Below are 13820 nucleotides of genomic sequence, written 5' to 3'. Positions count from 1 at the left end.
AGTTTCTCTGAAGTCTAACAGAGAACCGTTTTTCAGTGCGCATCTTAACTGGTAACATTAGCCTCTTTTTTTAAGGAGCCTGACATGACTAAGCAGCCCGAAGACTGGCTCGACGACGTTCCCGGTGATGACATCGAAGACGAAGACGATGAAATTATCTGGGTCAGTAAAAGTGAAATTAAGCGGGACGCCGAGGAGTTAAAGCGCCTGGGCGTAGAACTGGTAGAACTGGGGAAAAACGCGCTGGATAAAATCCCGCTCGATGCGGATCTGCGTGCCGCCATTGAACTGGCGCAGCGTATCAAGATGGAAGGCCGTCGCCGCCAGTTGCAGCTGATTGGTAAAATGCTGCGCCAGCGGGATGTCGATCCTATTCGCCAGGCGCTGGATAAGCTGAAAAACCGTCATAACCAACAGGTTGTGCTGTTTCACAAACTTGAACAGTTGCGCGATCGTTTGATCGTTGAAGGTGATGACGCGGTAGCAGAAGTACTGAGCCTGTGGCCAAACGCCGACCGTCAGCAGCTTCGTTCTCTGGTTCGCAATGCGAAGAAAGAGAAAGAAGGCAATAAACCGCCGAAATCAGCGCGTCAGATCTTCCAGTATCTGCGTGAGCTGGCTGAAAACGAAGCATAATTTCATGCGTTGAAAGTGCCAGATAACTGCGTCAATGCCTTATCTGGCCTACAGTCAATTACATACCCGGTAAGCGGCCACGCTACCGGGCATTCTCTTACTCTTCCGCTTCTGCTTGCGCTTTCTTCGCCAGACCATCCAACAGTTTTTGATGGATGCCGCCAAACCCGCCGTTGCTCATCACCAGAATGTGATCGCCAGGCTGCGCGGTTTTCACCACCATATCAGCCAGCGTATCAACATCTCCGCTCCAGTGAGCAGGCTGGACACAGGCTTCAGCTACTTCAGAGACCAACCACGGAATATGTGGTGGTTGCAGCAGGAATACTTCGTCCGCACGTCCTAACGAAGGTGCCAGATCGTCTTTGCACAACCCCATTTTCATGGTGTTAGACCGAGGTTCCAGCACAGCAATGATACGCGCCGTACCGCCGACTTTACCGCGCAGTGCCGCGAGGGTAGCCAGAATCGCCGTTGGGTGATGGGCGAAATCGTCATACACCGTCACGCCATTAGCTTCACCGCGTAGCTCAAGACGACGGCGGGCATTGATGAACGATCCCAGTGCGTTGGCCGCATCCGCTGGCGTCACACCAACGTGACGGGCCGCCGCAATCGCCATCAGGCCGTTGTGCATGTTGTGCTCACCCACCAGGCCCCATTTCACAACACCGGCTTTTTCACCGTCCAGCCACACTTCCCACTCGGAAGCATCAGTAGTCAGTTTTTTCGCCTGCCAGTGTCCCTGCTCGCCGACCAGTTCCTGTTCACTCCAGCATCCCATCGCCATCGTCTGTTTCAGATTGATGTCGTTTTCCGGGAAGATGATGCGACCCTGACCCGGCACAATACGCACCAGATGGTGGAACTGTTTCTGAATCGCTTTCAGATCGTCAAAGATGTCTGCGTGATCAAACTCAAGGTTGTTGAGGATCAGCGTTCGCGGGCAGTAATGCACAAACTTGGAACGCTTATCAAAGAACGCGCAGTCGTACTCATCCGCTTCAATGACAAAAAAGTCGCTTTCGCCCAGACGAGCAGAAACCTCAAAATTACCGGGTACGCCACCAATGACAACCCCCGGCTTATAACCGCAGGCTTCCAGAATCCAGGTCGCCATCCCTGCCGTGGTGGTTTTACCGTGTGTCCCCGCCACCGCCAGTACCCAGCGATCGCGCAGAACAAAGTCATGCAGCCACTGCGGACCGGACATGTACGGAATATTCTTCTCAAGCACCGCTTCCACGCACGGATTGCCACGAGTCATGGCGTTACCGATGATCACCAAATCCGGCTGTGGGTCGAGCTGGCTGGCATTGTAACCCTGAATCAGGTCAATGCCCTGCTTCTCAAGTAAAGTACTCATCGGCGGATACACATTGGCGTCCGAACCCGTTACTTCATGGCCGAGCGAACGCGCCAGCATCGCCAGACCGCCCATGAAGGTGCCACAAATTCCCAAAATATGAATGCGCATACGTCACTATCCTTTTTTAATCTGGGGGCCATTTTACGCACATGTCTGGCAAGTGAGAAACGCATTTCAGGATATTCCGTAGTTTGCTGGCGCGATTCACCTGAGCGCGATAGCTGAAATATTTGTTAATATTGTTGCGGTCGCTTTACTCCACATAAATTGCAGGGAAAGTGTTATGAAAACGTTAGGTGAATTTATTGTCGAAAAGCAGCACGAGTTTTCTCATGCTACCGGTGAACTCACTGCTTTGTTGTCGGCAATAAAGCTGGGCGCCAAGATCATCCACCGCGATATCAATAAGGCCGGTCTGGTCGATATCCTGGGTGCCAGCGGTGCAGAAAACGTGCAGGGAGAGGTACAGCAAAAACTCGATCTGTTTGCGAACGAAAAACTGAAAGCAGCACTGAAGGCTCGTGATATTGTCGCAGGCATCGCCTCCGAAGAAGAAGATGAAATCGTCGTCTTTGAAGGTTGTGAACACGCAAAATATGTCGTGCTAATGGATCCGCTGGATGGCTCATCCAACATCGATGTTAACGTCTCCGTCGGTACGATTTTCTCTATTTACCGCCGCGTAACTCCTGTCGGCACACCGGTCACGGAAGAGGATTTCCTGCAGCCGGGTAACAAGCAAGTTGCTGCGGGCTATGTTGTTTATGGTTCATCTACCATGCTGGTGTACACCACCGGTTGTGGCGTACACGCCTTCACCTACGATCCTTCTCTGGGCGTATTTTGCCTCAGCCAGGAACGTATGCGCTTCCCGGCAAAAGGAAGCACCTACTCCATTAACGAAGGCAACTACATCAAATTCCCGAATGGCGTGAAGAAGTATATTAAATTCTGCCAGGAAGAAGATAAGGCCACTCAGCGCCCGTACACCTCGCGCTATATTGGATCTCTGGTCGCAGATTTCCACCGCAACCTGCTGAAAGGCGGGATCTACCTGTATCCAAGCACCGCCAGCCACCCGCAAGGGAAACTGCGTCTGCTGTACGAATGCAACCCAATGGCCTTCCTGGCCGAGCAAGCGGGCGGCAAGGCGAGCGATGGCAAAGATCGTATTCTGGATATCACCCCAGAAAGCCTGCACCAGCGTCGCTCATTCTTCGTTGGTAACGACCATATGGTTGAAGATGTAGAACGCTTTATCCGTGAGTTCCCGGACGCGTAAGCGCAACATCCCGGTCTACACCACGTTGTAGGCCGGATAAGCGAAGCGCCATCCGGTACGATACGGTAATATTGCCGGATGGCGGCGTAAACGCCTTTATCCGGCCTACAAAATCCATAGCCCGATTACGACACCTGCAACCGGAACGCCGCCATCGCCTCCAACAGCGCATGTGACTGCTCTTCCAGTGAGCGAGTAGCCGCCGAAGATTGCTGTACCAACGCCGCATTCTGCTGCGCCGTTTCATCCATCTGACTCACTGCAATGTTCACCTGTTCAATCCCGCGGCTCTGTTCCTGGGAAGCGCTGGCAATTTCACGCATTAGTTTAGTCATACGCATCACTTCAGTCGCAATCTCATCCATGGTTTCGCCCGCTTGCTGCGCCAGCTCACTTCCTTCTCCCACATGCGTGTGCGAGTCGCTGATTAAGGTACGGATCTCTTTTGCCGCTTCGGCACTGCGGCTGGCAAGATTGCGCACTTCTCCTGCTACCACCGCGAAACCACGCCCTTGCTCGCCAGCACGCGCCGCTTCAACAGAAGCATTCAGCGCCAGGATATTGGTCTGAAAAGCAATGCCATCGATTACGCTGAGGATGTCAGCGATACGACTGGAACTCCCGGAAATATCACGCATTTTTTCAATAACGTAGCACACCATTTCACTACCCCGATCGGCGGTATCCGATACCGATTTTGCCATCTGATGCGCCTGTTCCGCGTTTTCCGCATTCTGTTTCACGGTCGCCGTTAGCTCTTCCATACTGGCGGCGGTCTGTTCCAGCGAGGTTGCGGTGGATTCTGTACGTTGTGCCAGGTGTTGGTTACCTGCGGTCAGTTCGCGACTGCCGAGATCAATTTGCGAGCTGGCATCACGTACGCGTTGCACAGAATCACCCAATGCATGACGCATTTCATCCATTGCAGCATTAAGGCGGTTGAATTCAGCACTGGCTGACAAGGCAGTAACGGGTGACAAATCGCCCGTCGCCAGACGCTCGAGCTGTTCCACAATGTTATCCAGAGGCTGCAGAAACTTATTTCGCAGCATAAACCAAATAACCGCCAGCAAAGCAATGGCAGCCAACATGGATATCCCCATAATACCGTGATAAATCAATGAAGTAATTACACTGGTTGCGGCATAAAGCCCCATCCCTCCAGTCAGCAACAGAAGAAAAGTCAGCAGAGACAATAACACCAACAAACTTGATCGAATTGAAAGGGATTTTGGCATCGTTATATTTCCGGTTGTAGGGATAAAACAGACCTGTACAGAACCTATCGACTACAACCGGAAAAAGTTTAGGCATTTAAATGTTTTCTATAAAATCATGATGTTACTATGGTGCCGCAGACGTGGTAACTCTGGTTACCGGTGAACTCTGACGGTTCTCCCACAACACAGTAAGACCCCGTTGCAAGACAATAAAAATAAACAATAAAATGCCAATGGCGATTTTTGTCCACCATGAACTTAATGTGCCATCAAAATTAATGTAGGTCTGAATCAGCCCCTGAATGGCTACGCCAAACAGGGTTCCTAAAACCGTTCCCACTCCGCCGCTCAGCAGCGTACCGCCAATCACCACCGAGGCAATAGCATCCAGTTCTACGCCGACACCTGCCAGTGCATAACCTGCCTGGGTATAAATTGAAAAAACAATTCCGGCCAGCGTCGCCAACCCGGTAGACAACATATAGATGCGGATTGTCGTACTGCGGGTTGAGATCCCCATCAGGTTGGCAGAGGTGGCATTACCGCCGATAGCGTAAACCTGATTGCCAAACCGCGTACGGTGCGCAAGGAATATGCCGATCACCACCACAGCCAGCATCAGCAATCCCATCGCGCTTAGGCGACCGCCGCCGGGGATCTTCCATGCCAGGCTGGAGAGCGTGTCATAAACAGGATGGTTAATCGGGATTGATTCTTCGGAGACCAGATAGCTGACGCCGCGAAGGAAGAACATCCCCGCCAGAGTAATGATGAATGCCGGGATCTTCAGCGCATCAATTAACAACCCCATAAACGCACCGAATGCGCAGCCCATCAAAAGAATCAGGGGGAACGCCAGCAGAGGAGAAATTCCCCAGTAGCCAATGGCCTTTGCCAGAAATACGCCAGTAAAAGCAATCACTGAGCCGACGGAAAGATCGATCCCGCCAGAGAGAATGACGAAGGTCATACCAACAGCAATGATCCCTAAAAAAGCGTTATCAGTCAGGATATTGCATATCACTCGGGTAGAGGCAAAAGCCGGGAATTGCGTCAGACAGTAGAGATAGCCCAGCACAAAAACACCGAGGGTGATCATCAACGGTAAATTACGTTTTATCATGACCGCGCACTCCTTTTATCAGGCTGATAAAGCGTTGTGACTGCACGACCAGCACACACAACACGACAATGGCTTTGACCACCTGGTTCAGCTCCGGCTGGAAGCCCGAGAGTAAAATCCCGGTGTTCATCCCCTGAATAATGAGGGCTCCGACTACCGACAACAGCAGGTTGAAACGCCCTCCCATCAACGAGCCGCCGCCAATGACCACCGCCAGAATGGCATCTAACTCCAGCCATAATCCGGCATTATTAGCATCTGCCCCACGAATATCCGCAGTGACGATAATTCCGGCAATCGCTGCGCACAGGCCGCTCAGTACATAGGTGAGCATTACAATGATGCGGGTGTTCACCCCGGCGTTTTTCGCCGCGCGAATATTGATACCTACCGCTTCAATAAACATGCCCAGCGCCGTTTTGCGGGTCAACAGCCAGAATGCAACCAACGTCAGCAGCGCGATGATCACCGGCGTAGGGAACAGTAACAACGAGCCGCTGCCGAACCACGACAGATCGGGGGAATTGAAGGTGACGATCTGCCCTGAGGTGATCAACTGCGCAACTCCACGCCCGGCCACCATCAGGATAAGCGTCGCGACAAACGGTTGGATCTTGAGGATCGCCACCAGAATACCGTTCCACAATCCTGCCAGAATACCGGAGCCTAACGCAGCGAGCAGGACAATAGGTAAACTGTGTCCTGCGACTGTCATCGCAGCGGTGGTGGCGCCTGCAATGGCCATCACCGCACCAACAGAAAGATCGATACCGCCGGTGGCAATCACCAGCGTCATGCCAATCGCCAGCAGCGCTACGGGCGCAGCGCGGTTGAGAATATCAATAGGGCTACCGAACAGGCGGCCGTCCTGCAAAATCACCTGATAGAAGTGCGGTGCTACCAGGCTATCCACCAGCAACACCAACAGCAGCGCTACCAGCTGTGGCATTCCTTTTGGCCAGCGAAACCGTCGTTTAGGCGGAGTAGATTGGGGGAGAGATTGAGGCATCACAATAATCTCCTTAGGCCGCAATGGCGTTCATAATTGCCGGTACGGACAGTTCAGCCAGTGGGATCTCTGCCACCTGTTTGCGATCGCGCATAATAATGACCCGATCGGCATAACCCACCAGCTCTTCCAGTTCGGACGAAATAACCAGCAGAGCGAGGCCATCAGCGCACAGCGTTTCGATCAAGCGAATGATCTCCGCATGCGCACCGACGTCGATCCCACGCGTCGGTTCATCAAGGATCAAGAACTGTGGTTTAGTCAGTAGCCAGCGTGACAACAGTACTTTTTGCTGATTACCGCCGGAGAGAAATTCGATCGGCTGTTCGGCGTTCGGCGTACGAATGCCGAGCTGGCGGATAAAGCGCTCGGCGATCTCGTTTTGTTCTTTACGGGGAATGGGCCGCAACCAGCCTCGCTGCGCCTGCAGGGCCAGAATGATATTTTCCCGCACCGAAGCAGCGGCAATAATGCCATCCGTTTTCCTGTCTTCCGGGCAAAAGCCGATCCCCAGGCACGAGGCCTGATGCGGCGATCGCAGGGTCTGCGGTTTACCTTTGATCAGCGCACTGCCACTGTCGGCAGGTTTAATACCGAAGATCACTTCCGCCGTTTCTGTCCGCCCCGAACCCAGCAACCCCGCCAGGCCAACGATCTCGCCGGGCCGAACCTGCAAATCAAAAGGTGCGATCGTGCCTTTCTTGCCAAAATTACTGAATGCCGCCACCGGCTTATCACTCAACAGCGTGCGACCTGCGCGCTGTAACGCATGGGTATCCAGCTCACGACCCAGCATCATTTTCACCAGTTCGATCTGTGGTAGTTCTCGTGTTTCACGGCACCCAACGAAGCCGCCGTTACGCAGAACGGTGATCCGATCGCTGACCTGATAAACCTGATCGAGAAAATGGGTGACGAAAATCAGGCTGACGCCGCGATCGCGCAGATGACGCATTAGTCCAAACAGCATTTCAACTTCCTGGGTATCCAGGCTGGCGGTGGGCTCATCGAGGATCAACACTTTTGCGGAGAGATCGATCGCCCGGCAGATGGCGACTATCTGCTGCATCGCCACGGAAAAGCGGTTAAGCGGTTCGCGAACGTCGAGAGAAAAACCGTAAGAGGCCATCAGCTCTGTCGCACGCTTTTCCATCTGTTTACGTTGCAACAGGCCAAAGCGCCGCGGCTCACGGCCAATAAACAGATTATCCGCTACCGACATATTGGGCAGCAGGTTCACTTCCTGATAAACGGTGCCAATCCCCAGTTGCTGGGCGTGGGCGGTATTTTTGGGTGAAATCGTCTGGCCTTCGAGCCAGATAGTGCCACGATCGGCATGGTAAACGCCGGTCAGCGCTTTGATCAGCGTCGATTTTCCGGCTCCGTTTTCTCCCAACAGCGCCATAATCTCGCCACGACGCAAGCTGAAATCCACGTTATCCAGCGCTTTGACGCCGGGAAAGAATTTACTTAATCCTTCGGTTCGGAGGATTTCCTGGTGCTGTTCGGTGGTCATGGTTCCCCCTCTATCAACTGCCGGATGGCGACGCTCGCATCTTATCCGGCCTACAATACACTCGCCTGTAGGCCGGCCATCCAGCATTGTTCCTCACGCTAACGACTTAGTAGCCCATGTTTTTCTTCTTCTCTAACTCTTCTTTGGCGGTATCAGGCAGATAGAGGATTGATTTGGTAATGGTCAGCTTTTCGGGCATCGTGCCGTCTTTTTTGAATTTCTCCAGCGCGTCGAATGCCGGACCAGCCATATTTGGCGTCAGCTCGACGCTGGCGTTGGCTTCGCCGTCAATCATCGCTTTATAGATATCCGGTACGCCGTCAATTGAACCGGTGAGAATATCTTTGCCCGGCTTCAGGCCTGCTTCTTTAATCGCCTGAATAGCCCCAATCACCATGTCATCGTTATGGGCGTAAACCATGCAGATGTTCTTGCCGTTGTTTTCCGCTTTGATAAAACTTTCCATAACTTCTTTACCTTTACTGCGGGTAAAGTCTCCGGACTGGGAGCGAATAATTTTGATATTTGGCGCGTTGGCAATGGCTTCAGCAAAGCCTTTTTTACGGTCGATTGCCACGCTGGCACCGACGGTCCCTTGCAGCTCAACGACGTTACATGGCTTGCCGTTCACTTCTTTAATCAACCAGTCGCCGATTAATTTACCTTCCAGCACGTTATCGGCGGTGACAGTGGGCATATAGAGAGATTTTTTTTTTTCATCGATGGAACGATCGAGCAAAAAAACCGGAATTTTGGCATCTTTATCTTCTTTTTATACTGGCTCCCAACCCGTTGCCACGACCGGTGCAATGAAGATGGCATCCACGCCCTGGGCAACGAATGAACGTACTGCTTTAATCTGGTTTTCCTGCTTTTGCTGACCGTCGGCGATTTTCAGCGTAATACCGCGCTTCTCGGCCTCGCTTTTCGCCACGTTGGTTTCTGCGGCGCGCCAGCCGGACTCAGACCCGACCTGCGAAAATCCTACGGTTAAAGGGGCTGCCATTGCCATAGACGACATGGCTGCTGAAACTGCTGTGACTAAAAGTAAGCGCTTCCACATAAGTGCGTCCTCGTAGGGTGATTATTGTTGATTAATAAACAGTCGCGAAAAAACTATAGACAATCGAGCATGTAACGAATTGAGTTACATCACACTTCAAAAAAGTAAATAAAACGTTAATCACAAGTTTGTAATCGCTTTCATTACCCTATGAAAAATGCGACTGAACTTATGGATTTTTCTGTCATGCAAACAGTGTGAAAAAGAGAAATTCAGAGGAACTAAATCGAAAAACAAGCGGAGACATTCAGCGCGAGTTGGCTATAATACCCGCCACTTGTTTGCCATAGCATATTTAAAGGAAACAGACATGAGCTTACTCAACGTCCCTGCCGGTAAAGATCTGCCGGAAGATATCTACGTTGTTATCGAGATCCCTGCGAACGCAGATCCGATCAAATACGAAGTTGACAAAGAGAGCGGCGCCCTGTTCGTTGACCGCTTCATGTCCACTGCGATGTTCTACCCATGCAACTACGGTTACATCAACCACACCCTGTCTCTGGATGGTGATCCGGTAGACGTTCTGGTCCCGACTCCGTACCCGCTGGAGCCAGGTTCAGTCATCCGCTGCCGTCCGGTTGGCGTACTGAAAATGACCGACGAATCCGGTGAAGATGCGAAACTGGTTGCAGTACCGCACACCAAACTGAGCAAAGAATACGATCACATCAAAGATGTGAACGACCTGCCGGACTTGCTGAAAGCGCAGATCACTCACTTCTTCGAGCACTATAAAGACCTCGAAGCGGGCAAATGGGTGAAAGTTGACGGTTGGGACAACGCAGAAGCTGCTAAAGCTGAAATCGTTGCATCCTTCGAGCGCGCCGCGAAGAAATAAGTTCGCTTGTGCTGATAGCCCTGAACACCATACTCTGGTTAGTAAGGGCTTTTTTATGTCTGTGCTTTCCCCCTTCCGTTTCCTCACGCAACCTGCTGGTTCCTTTTTGACCTACCAAATCGGGTAGTCACATTTCATTCATCTTATTTGCGAATAAGATTCGATCTCATTATCATTCGCAACACGTAAATAAATGTGAATAAACGTCAATGAACCTCCACAATGTGAAGTCCCTGAAATGCTATTCCGGTGTGGCCTTCGCCACAGCGCTGCTATTTACCACTCTGTCCGGTTACGCAGGTACGCTGCCTGAGAAAGATTTTCTGACCCGCGATGTCGGTAACGGCGTGTATGAACTGGCGGTTGATGGCCAACAGAATGCACTTTTTGCTGCCTCGTCGCCGTCGTTTGATAAGGATAAAACCAGTGGGCTGATCTATAAACTCGATCTGGAGAAACTCACCACCACGGAAGTTATTACTACCAGCCGTCGCGCTTTTGCTACCGCGCTGGATGCAGAAAATCATGTTCTGTATGTCGGAAATACGCTGGAAGGTTCAGTAACGCTAATCGATACCCGCAGCGGTAAAGAGCTGGCGATACTACAACTGAGCGAGACCAAAAGCCCGAAAGACATTGTCCATACCCGTGAAATGGTGCTCGATAAGCAGCATCATCGTCTGTACATTTCCGGCGTTGCAGAAAAAGGAATTGTCTGGGTAGTAGATACGCAAAAGCGTGAAAAAATTGCCACTATTGAAAATATGGGTGAATACCCGACCGGCATGGCTGTTGATGCCGATAAAGATCGCCTGTATGTCGTTAATGGCAGAAACGAGTTGATTACTCTGGATACCACCAGCCATAAAATTATTAACCGCTTTACCATTGAACCTGCCAAAAAACATTTCTTCCTGAATATCGCTCTTGATGCGAAAAATAATCGTGCATTCCTCACCGATCCTGATCTCGCGGACGTACTGGTTGTCGATATTAATAACGGCAAAGTCATTGCGCCAATTAAGGTAATTAATTCTCTTGCCGTGTTATATAACGAAAAACGTCAGGAAGTTTACATTACCCACCGCAATGCAAAACGAGTCAGCATTGTGGACAGCAAGACCTATCAGGTGAAACAAAGCATTGAAACCAATGCATTACCAAACAGTCTTGCGCTATCGACAGATGCTAGCTCCTTGTATGTCAGCGTAAAACAGCCAGAAAAAATGATTGGCGTGAAGCCCGACTATGTGCTGAAAATCGATCTCTCTAAATATTAATAATCAAAAATCATTCTTTCACCTTGTCGCCAAAACGACGACAAGGTGACGTTGTTATTTTTACTTTTCAGGTGTCTTATATTATGAAAACGCGTCAACTTATTACGCTGACAGGGATCGTTGCACTCTCTGGCGGTGTTATATTCCCCTCACAGGCCGAGGAATTAAGTGAAACTTCTCGCAACAACGAAGATGAAATGGTAATCACCGCATCCGGTTTCTCACAACAAAAACGTGAAGCCCCGGCGACCATTTCCGTTATCGATCGTAAAACACTGGATATTCAACCCGACCGTAACATCGGTGAAGCAATAAAAAATATTCCCGGCGTTTCAGTTACCAACAGCAGCGGTATGAATGCTGGCAGCATTATGATCCGCGGGATGGACCCGTCCTATACCGCATTCATGGTCAACAGCGTCAAACAAAACACCGGCGAGTCACGCCCGTACGGACACGATATTGGTACCGAAGCCAACTTCTTACCGCCGATGGAGGCCATTGAGCGTATCGAGGTTATTCGCGGGCCGATGTCATCGCTGTACGGATCAGATGCCATCGGCGGCGTGGTGAACGTTATCACTAAAAAGCCTTACGGTACAAAGGACTGGACGACGGCAATTGCCGCCAATACCTGGCTTCAGGAACACCAGTATCTGGGTAATACCAGCCAGATGAATCTGTTCACTATGGGTCCCATTATCCCTGATGTTCTGGGATTAAGCGTGGCGGCAGACTGGCTCGACCGACGCGATGACGATCGCAACAATTACTTTGGCAAGCATAACCGTAAATCCGTGGATATGACGCTGGGTCTGGCCGCCAGCGAAAATAACCTGTTCGACCTCAACGTCGTCACCGGTGAACAAGAGAAAAACCGCACCCAGAAACGTGGCGCGCCGTGGTCATGGCTGTTCGATCGTAACGCCGTCACCCTCACTCATACCGGCTGGTACGCAGAAGATACCGTCGCGACAACCAATTACATTAACTACGAAAAAGGCCGGTCAAAATACGTTTACGACGGGCAATCACCGCAGTATGTGCAGATGGAAAACTACGTCGCCAACTCGCAAACCACCATCACTCTCGACAACCACAAGCTGACCGTCGGGGCGAATTTTACCCGTGAAGAGTTAAACGACCGCTTTGATGTGGCAAACAAAACGCTGCCGGGTTCAGAACCCGTGACCAAAGTCAGCCGCAACGGTTGGGCTGTGTTTGCTGAGGACGGTTGGAGTATTGATGATTTTATCCTGACTACGTCAGCGCGTATGGATCAGGATGATAATTTTGGGACACATATTACGCCAAAAATGTACGGCAACTGGGCATTCAGCGATGCCTGGGCGCTGAAAGGCGGCGTTTCCGCAGGGTATAAAAAACCAGAACTGCGCGCGACCTCCAGCGACTTCGTCACGCCTTACGGCTCAACTGTGCCTTATCCGTTCCTGACGGTGGGTAATGACGACCTGAAACCGGAGAAAAGCGTTAACTCTGAGCTGGGTCTCTACTGGACCGGCAATACATTGTCGCTGGATAGCACCGTCTTCTATACCCAGTTCAAAGATAAAATTGCCGAGCAAACCATTTGCGAAACCACGGCGACAAATCAGTGCTCCGTAAATGGTTACAAGGCAGATTCCGTCAGTAAGTACTTCAACGTTAGCGAGGCGGATGTATACGGTGTGGAGCTTAACGCCGACTGGCAAATCAGCGCGGATATTAAAGCTAACGCCAACTACACCTGGAACCACAGCGAGCAGAAAAGTGGGGTAAATAAAGGCTACGCGCTGAACGATTACCCACGCCATATGGCAAATCTGTCGCTGAACTGGACGGCAACACAAAGTCTGGACGTATGGAGTACGGTGAATTATCGCAGCAGTAACCGCAACAGTGGCAACAACTATAAGTACGATGACTACACGATGGTAGACGTAGGCGTACGCTATAAACTCAATAAAAATACACAGCTGATGGCGGGTATCTACAACCTGCTGGATGAGGATCCGAAGCTGACTACCGCGTGGAATGAGTCCGCTCAGGTGGAAGGACGTCGCTATAACCTCGGCGCGCGAGTGGAGTTTTAAGCCCTGTAATAAAACAACGCCACCCGAGGGTGGCGTGTTCATATTAGTACTGGTCTCTGTCTAACCAGTTACCGCTTTCAATCAGCGTTAACCCCTCGACCGGACGTTGGTACACGTACATCCATGCACTTCCGTACGGCGTCTGAATTAACTGGCGTGCATACTCGCCGCCTCGCGTACGCAGAGCGTCAAGCTCTGCCAGCGTAGCGTTGTCAATACGATAAACTTCCCCGTGTACCGATCCGTTTCCCGGAACTGCGCCTGGATAGTGGCCCAGACTATACAACTGGTAGTTCTCGATATTGAAATCACCCAGCAACTGGGCGTTGGTCATCCAGTGGCTGTTGCCCTGTTTGCGTCGTAAACTACCGTAGACAAATATTCGCAT

General features: G+C 51.2%; 11 protein-coding genes and 1 pseudogene. 5 read left to right on the top strand and 7 right to left on the bottom strand.

From position 1 onward, the window contains the following. Nucleotides 1-84: 84 nt before the first annotated feature. Nucleotides 85-636 (top strand): ribosome biogenesis factor YjgA, encoded by a 552-nt coding sequence (gene yjgA / locus LG384_RS02450; RefSeq protein ID WP_045439118.1) that lies wholly within the window; start codon nucleotides 85-87, stop codon nucleotides 634-636. Between the two features lie 97 nt (nucleotides 637-733). Here the strand turns inward: yjgA and mpl are convergent, their stop codons facing one another. Continuing rightward, entirely contained in the window at nucleotides 734-2113 is a 1380-nt protein-coding gene (gene mpl, locus LG384_RS02445) for a UDP-N-acetylmuramate:L-alanyl-gamma-D-glutamyl-meso-diaminopimelate ligase (protein WP_225760398.1), read from the bottom strand. A gap of 175 nt (nucleotides 2114-2288) precedes the next feature. Between mpl and fbp the strand changes: the two genes are divergently transcribed. After that, nucleotides 2289-3287, top strand: coding sequence for a class 1 fructose-bisphosphatase (gene fbp, locus LG384_RS02440; RefSeq protein ID WP_045439113.1), 999 nt, complete (start codon nucleotides 2289-2291; stop codon nucleotides 3285-3287). Between the two features lie 125 nt (nucleotides 3288-3412). Here fbp and LG384_RS02435 read toward each other — a convergent pair whose 3' ends face one another. The 5 genes and pseudogenes from LG384_RS02435 to ytfQ all read right to left on the bottom strand — a co-directional run bounded on the left by LG384_RS02435 (nucleotide 3413) and on the right by ytfQ (nucleotide 9218). Next, nucleotides 3413-4525, bottom strand: coding sequence for a methyl-accepting chemotaxis protein (locus LG384_RS02435; protein WP_225760397.1), 1113 nt, complete (start codon nucleotides 4523-4525; stop codon nucleotides 3413-3415). Nucleotides 4526-4631: 106 nt separating this feature from the next. Further along, nucleotides 4632-5630 (bottom strand): galactofuranose ABC transporter, permease protein YjfF, encoded by a 999-nt coding sequence (gene yjfF, locus LG384_RS02430; protein ID WP_225760396.1) that lies wholly within the window; start codon nucleotides 5628-5630, stop codon nucleotides 4632-4634. Beyond that, nucleotides 5617-6639 (bottom strand): galactofuranose ABC transporter, ATP-binding protein YtfT, encoded by a 1023-nt coding sequence (gene ytfT / locus LG384_RS02425; RefSeq protein WP_045439107.1) that lies wholly within the window; start codon nucleotides 6637-6639, stop codon nucleotides 5617-5619. The genes yjfF and ytfT overlap by 14 nt, the downstream gene beginning before the upstream one ends. A gap of 13 nt (nucleotides 6640-6652) precedes the next feature. Then, nucleotides 6653-8155 (bottom strand): galactofuranose ABC transporter, ATP-binding protein YtfR, encoded by a 1503-nt coding sequence (ytfR, locus tag LG384_RS02420; protein ID WP_045439104.1) that lies wholly within the window; start codon nucleotides 8153-8155, stop codon nucleotides 6653-6655. Nucleotides 8156-8261: 106 nt separating this feature from the next. Then, nucleotides 8262-9218: pseudogene (gene ytfQ / locus LG384_RS02415) on the bottom strand (galactofuranose ABC transporter substrate-binding protein YtfQ). Nucleotides 9219-9528: 310 nt separating this feature from the next. On the opposite strand from ytfQ, the gene ppa reads away from it, so the two are divergent. The 3 genes from ppa to LG384_RS02400 all read left to right on the top strand — a co-directional run bounded on the left by ppa (nucleotide 9529) and on the right by LG384_RS02400 (nucleotide 13432). Continuing rightward, nucleotides 9529-10059: an inorganic diphosphatase gene (gene ppa / locus LG384_RS02410; RefSeq protein ID WP_045439097.1), complete on the top strand. Its 531-nt coding sequence runs from the start codon at nucleotides 9529-9531 to the stop codon at nucleotides 10057-10059. A 209-nt stretch (nucleotides 10060-10268) separates the two neighbouring features. Then, a complete protein-coding gene (locus LG384_RS02405; RefSeq protein ID WP_370637013.1) occupies nucleotides 10269-11339 on the top strand; it encodes a YncE family protein in 1071 nt (356 codons plus the stop codon). Nucleotides 11340-11422: 83 nt separating this feature from the next. Beyond that, nucleotides 11423-13432 carry a TonB-dependent receptor domain-containing protein gene (locus LG384_RS02400; protein ID WP_225760394.1) on the top strand — a complete coding sequence of 670 codons (2010 nt, stop codon included), beginning with the start codon at nucleotides 11423-11425 and terminating at the stop codon, nucleotides 13430-13432. 43 nt (nucleotides 13433-13475) lie between these two features. On the opposite strand, the gene LG384_RS02395 is transcribed toward LG384_RS02400, so the two are convergent. Beyond that, nucleotides 13476-13820, bottom strand: coding sequence for a gamma-glutamylcyclotransferase (locus tag LG384_RS02395; protein WP_045439093.1), 345 nt, complete (start codon nucleotides 13818-13820; stop codon nucleotides 13476-13478).

Origin of the sequence: Citrobacter sp. Marseille-Q3906 (genome assembly GCF_916618775.1) — a bacterium.
GTDB lineage: Bacteria > Pseudomonadota > Gammaproteobacteria > Enterobacterales > Enterobacteriaceae > Citrobacter > Citrobacter murliniae.
The sequence above is the reverse complement of the archived record's forward strand: the minus strand, read 5'-3'. Positions and strand labels throughout refer to the sequence as shown.

Coding starts and splice junctions, on each gene's coding strand:
- LG384_RS02395 (WP_045439093.1), bottom strand. CDS start 13,820: ATGCGAATATTTGTCTACGGTAGTTTACGACGCAAACAGGGCAACAGC.
- yjgA (WP_045439118.1), top strand. CDS start 85: ATGACTAAGCAGCCCGAAGACTGGCTCGACGACGTTCCCGGTGATGAC.
- LG384_RS02405 (WP_370637013.1), top strand. CDS start 10,269: ATGAACCTCCACAATGTGAAGTCCCTGAAATGCTATTCCGGTGTGGCC.
- mpl (WP_225760398.1), bottom strand. CDS start 2,113: ATGCGCATTCATATTTTGGGAATTTGTGGCACCTTCATGGGCGGTCTG.
- ytfT (WP_045439107.1), bottom strand. CDS start 6,639: ATGCCTCAATCTCTCCCCCAATCTACTCCGCCTAAACGACGGTTTCGC.
- ytfR (WP_045439104.1), bottom strand. CDS start 8,155: ATGACCACCGAACAGCACCAGGAAATCCTCCGAACCGAAGGATTAAGT.
- LG384_RS02435 (WP_225760397.1), bottom strand. CDS start 4,525: ATGCCAAAATCCCTTTCAATTCGATCAAGTTTGTTGGTGTTATTGTCT.
- LG384_RS02400 (WP_225760394.1), top strand. CDS start 11,423: ATGAAAACGCGTCAACTTATTACGCTGACAGGGATCGTTGCACTCTCT.
- ppa (WP_045439097.1), top strand. CDS start 9,529: ATGAGCTTACTCAACGTCCCTGCCGGTAAAGATCTGCCGGAAGATATC.
- yjfF (WP_225760396.1), bottom strand. CDS start 5,630: ATGATAAAACGTAATTTACCGTTGATGATCACCCTCGGTGTTTTTGTG.
- fbp (WP_045439113.1), top strand. CDS start 2,289: ATGAAAACGTTAGGTGAATTTATTGTCGAAAAGCAGCACGAGTTTTCT.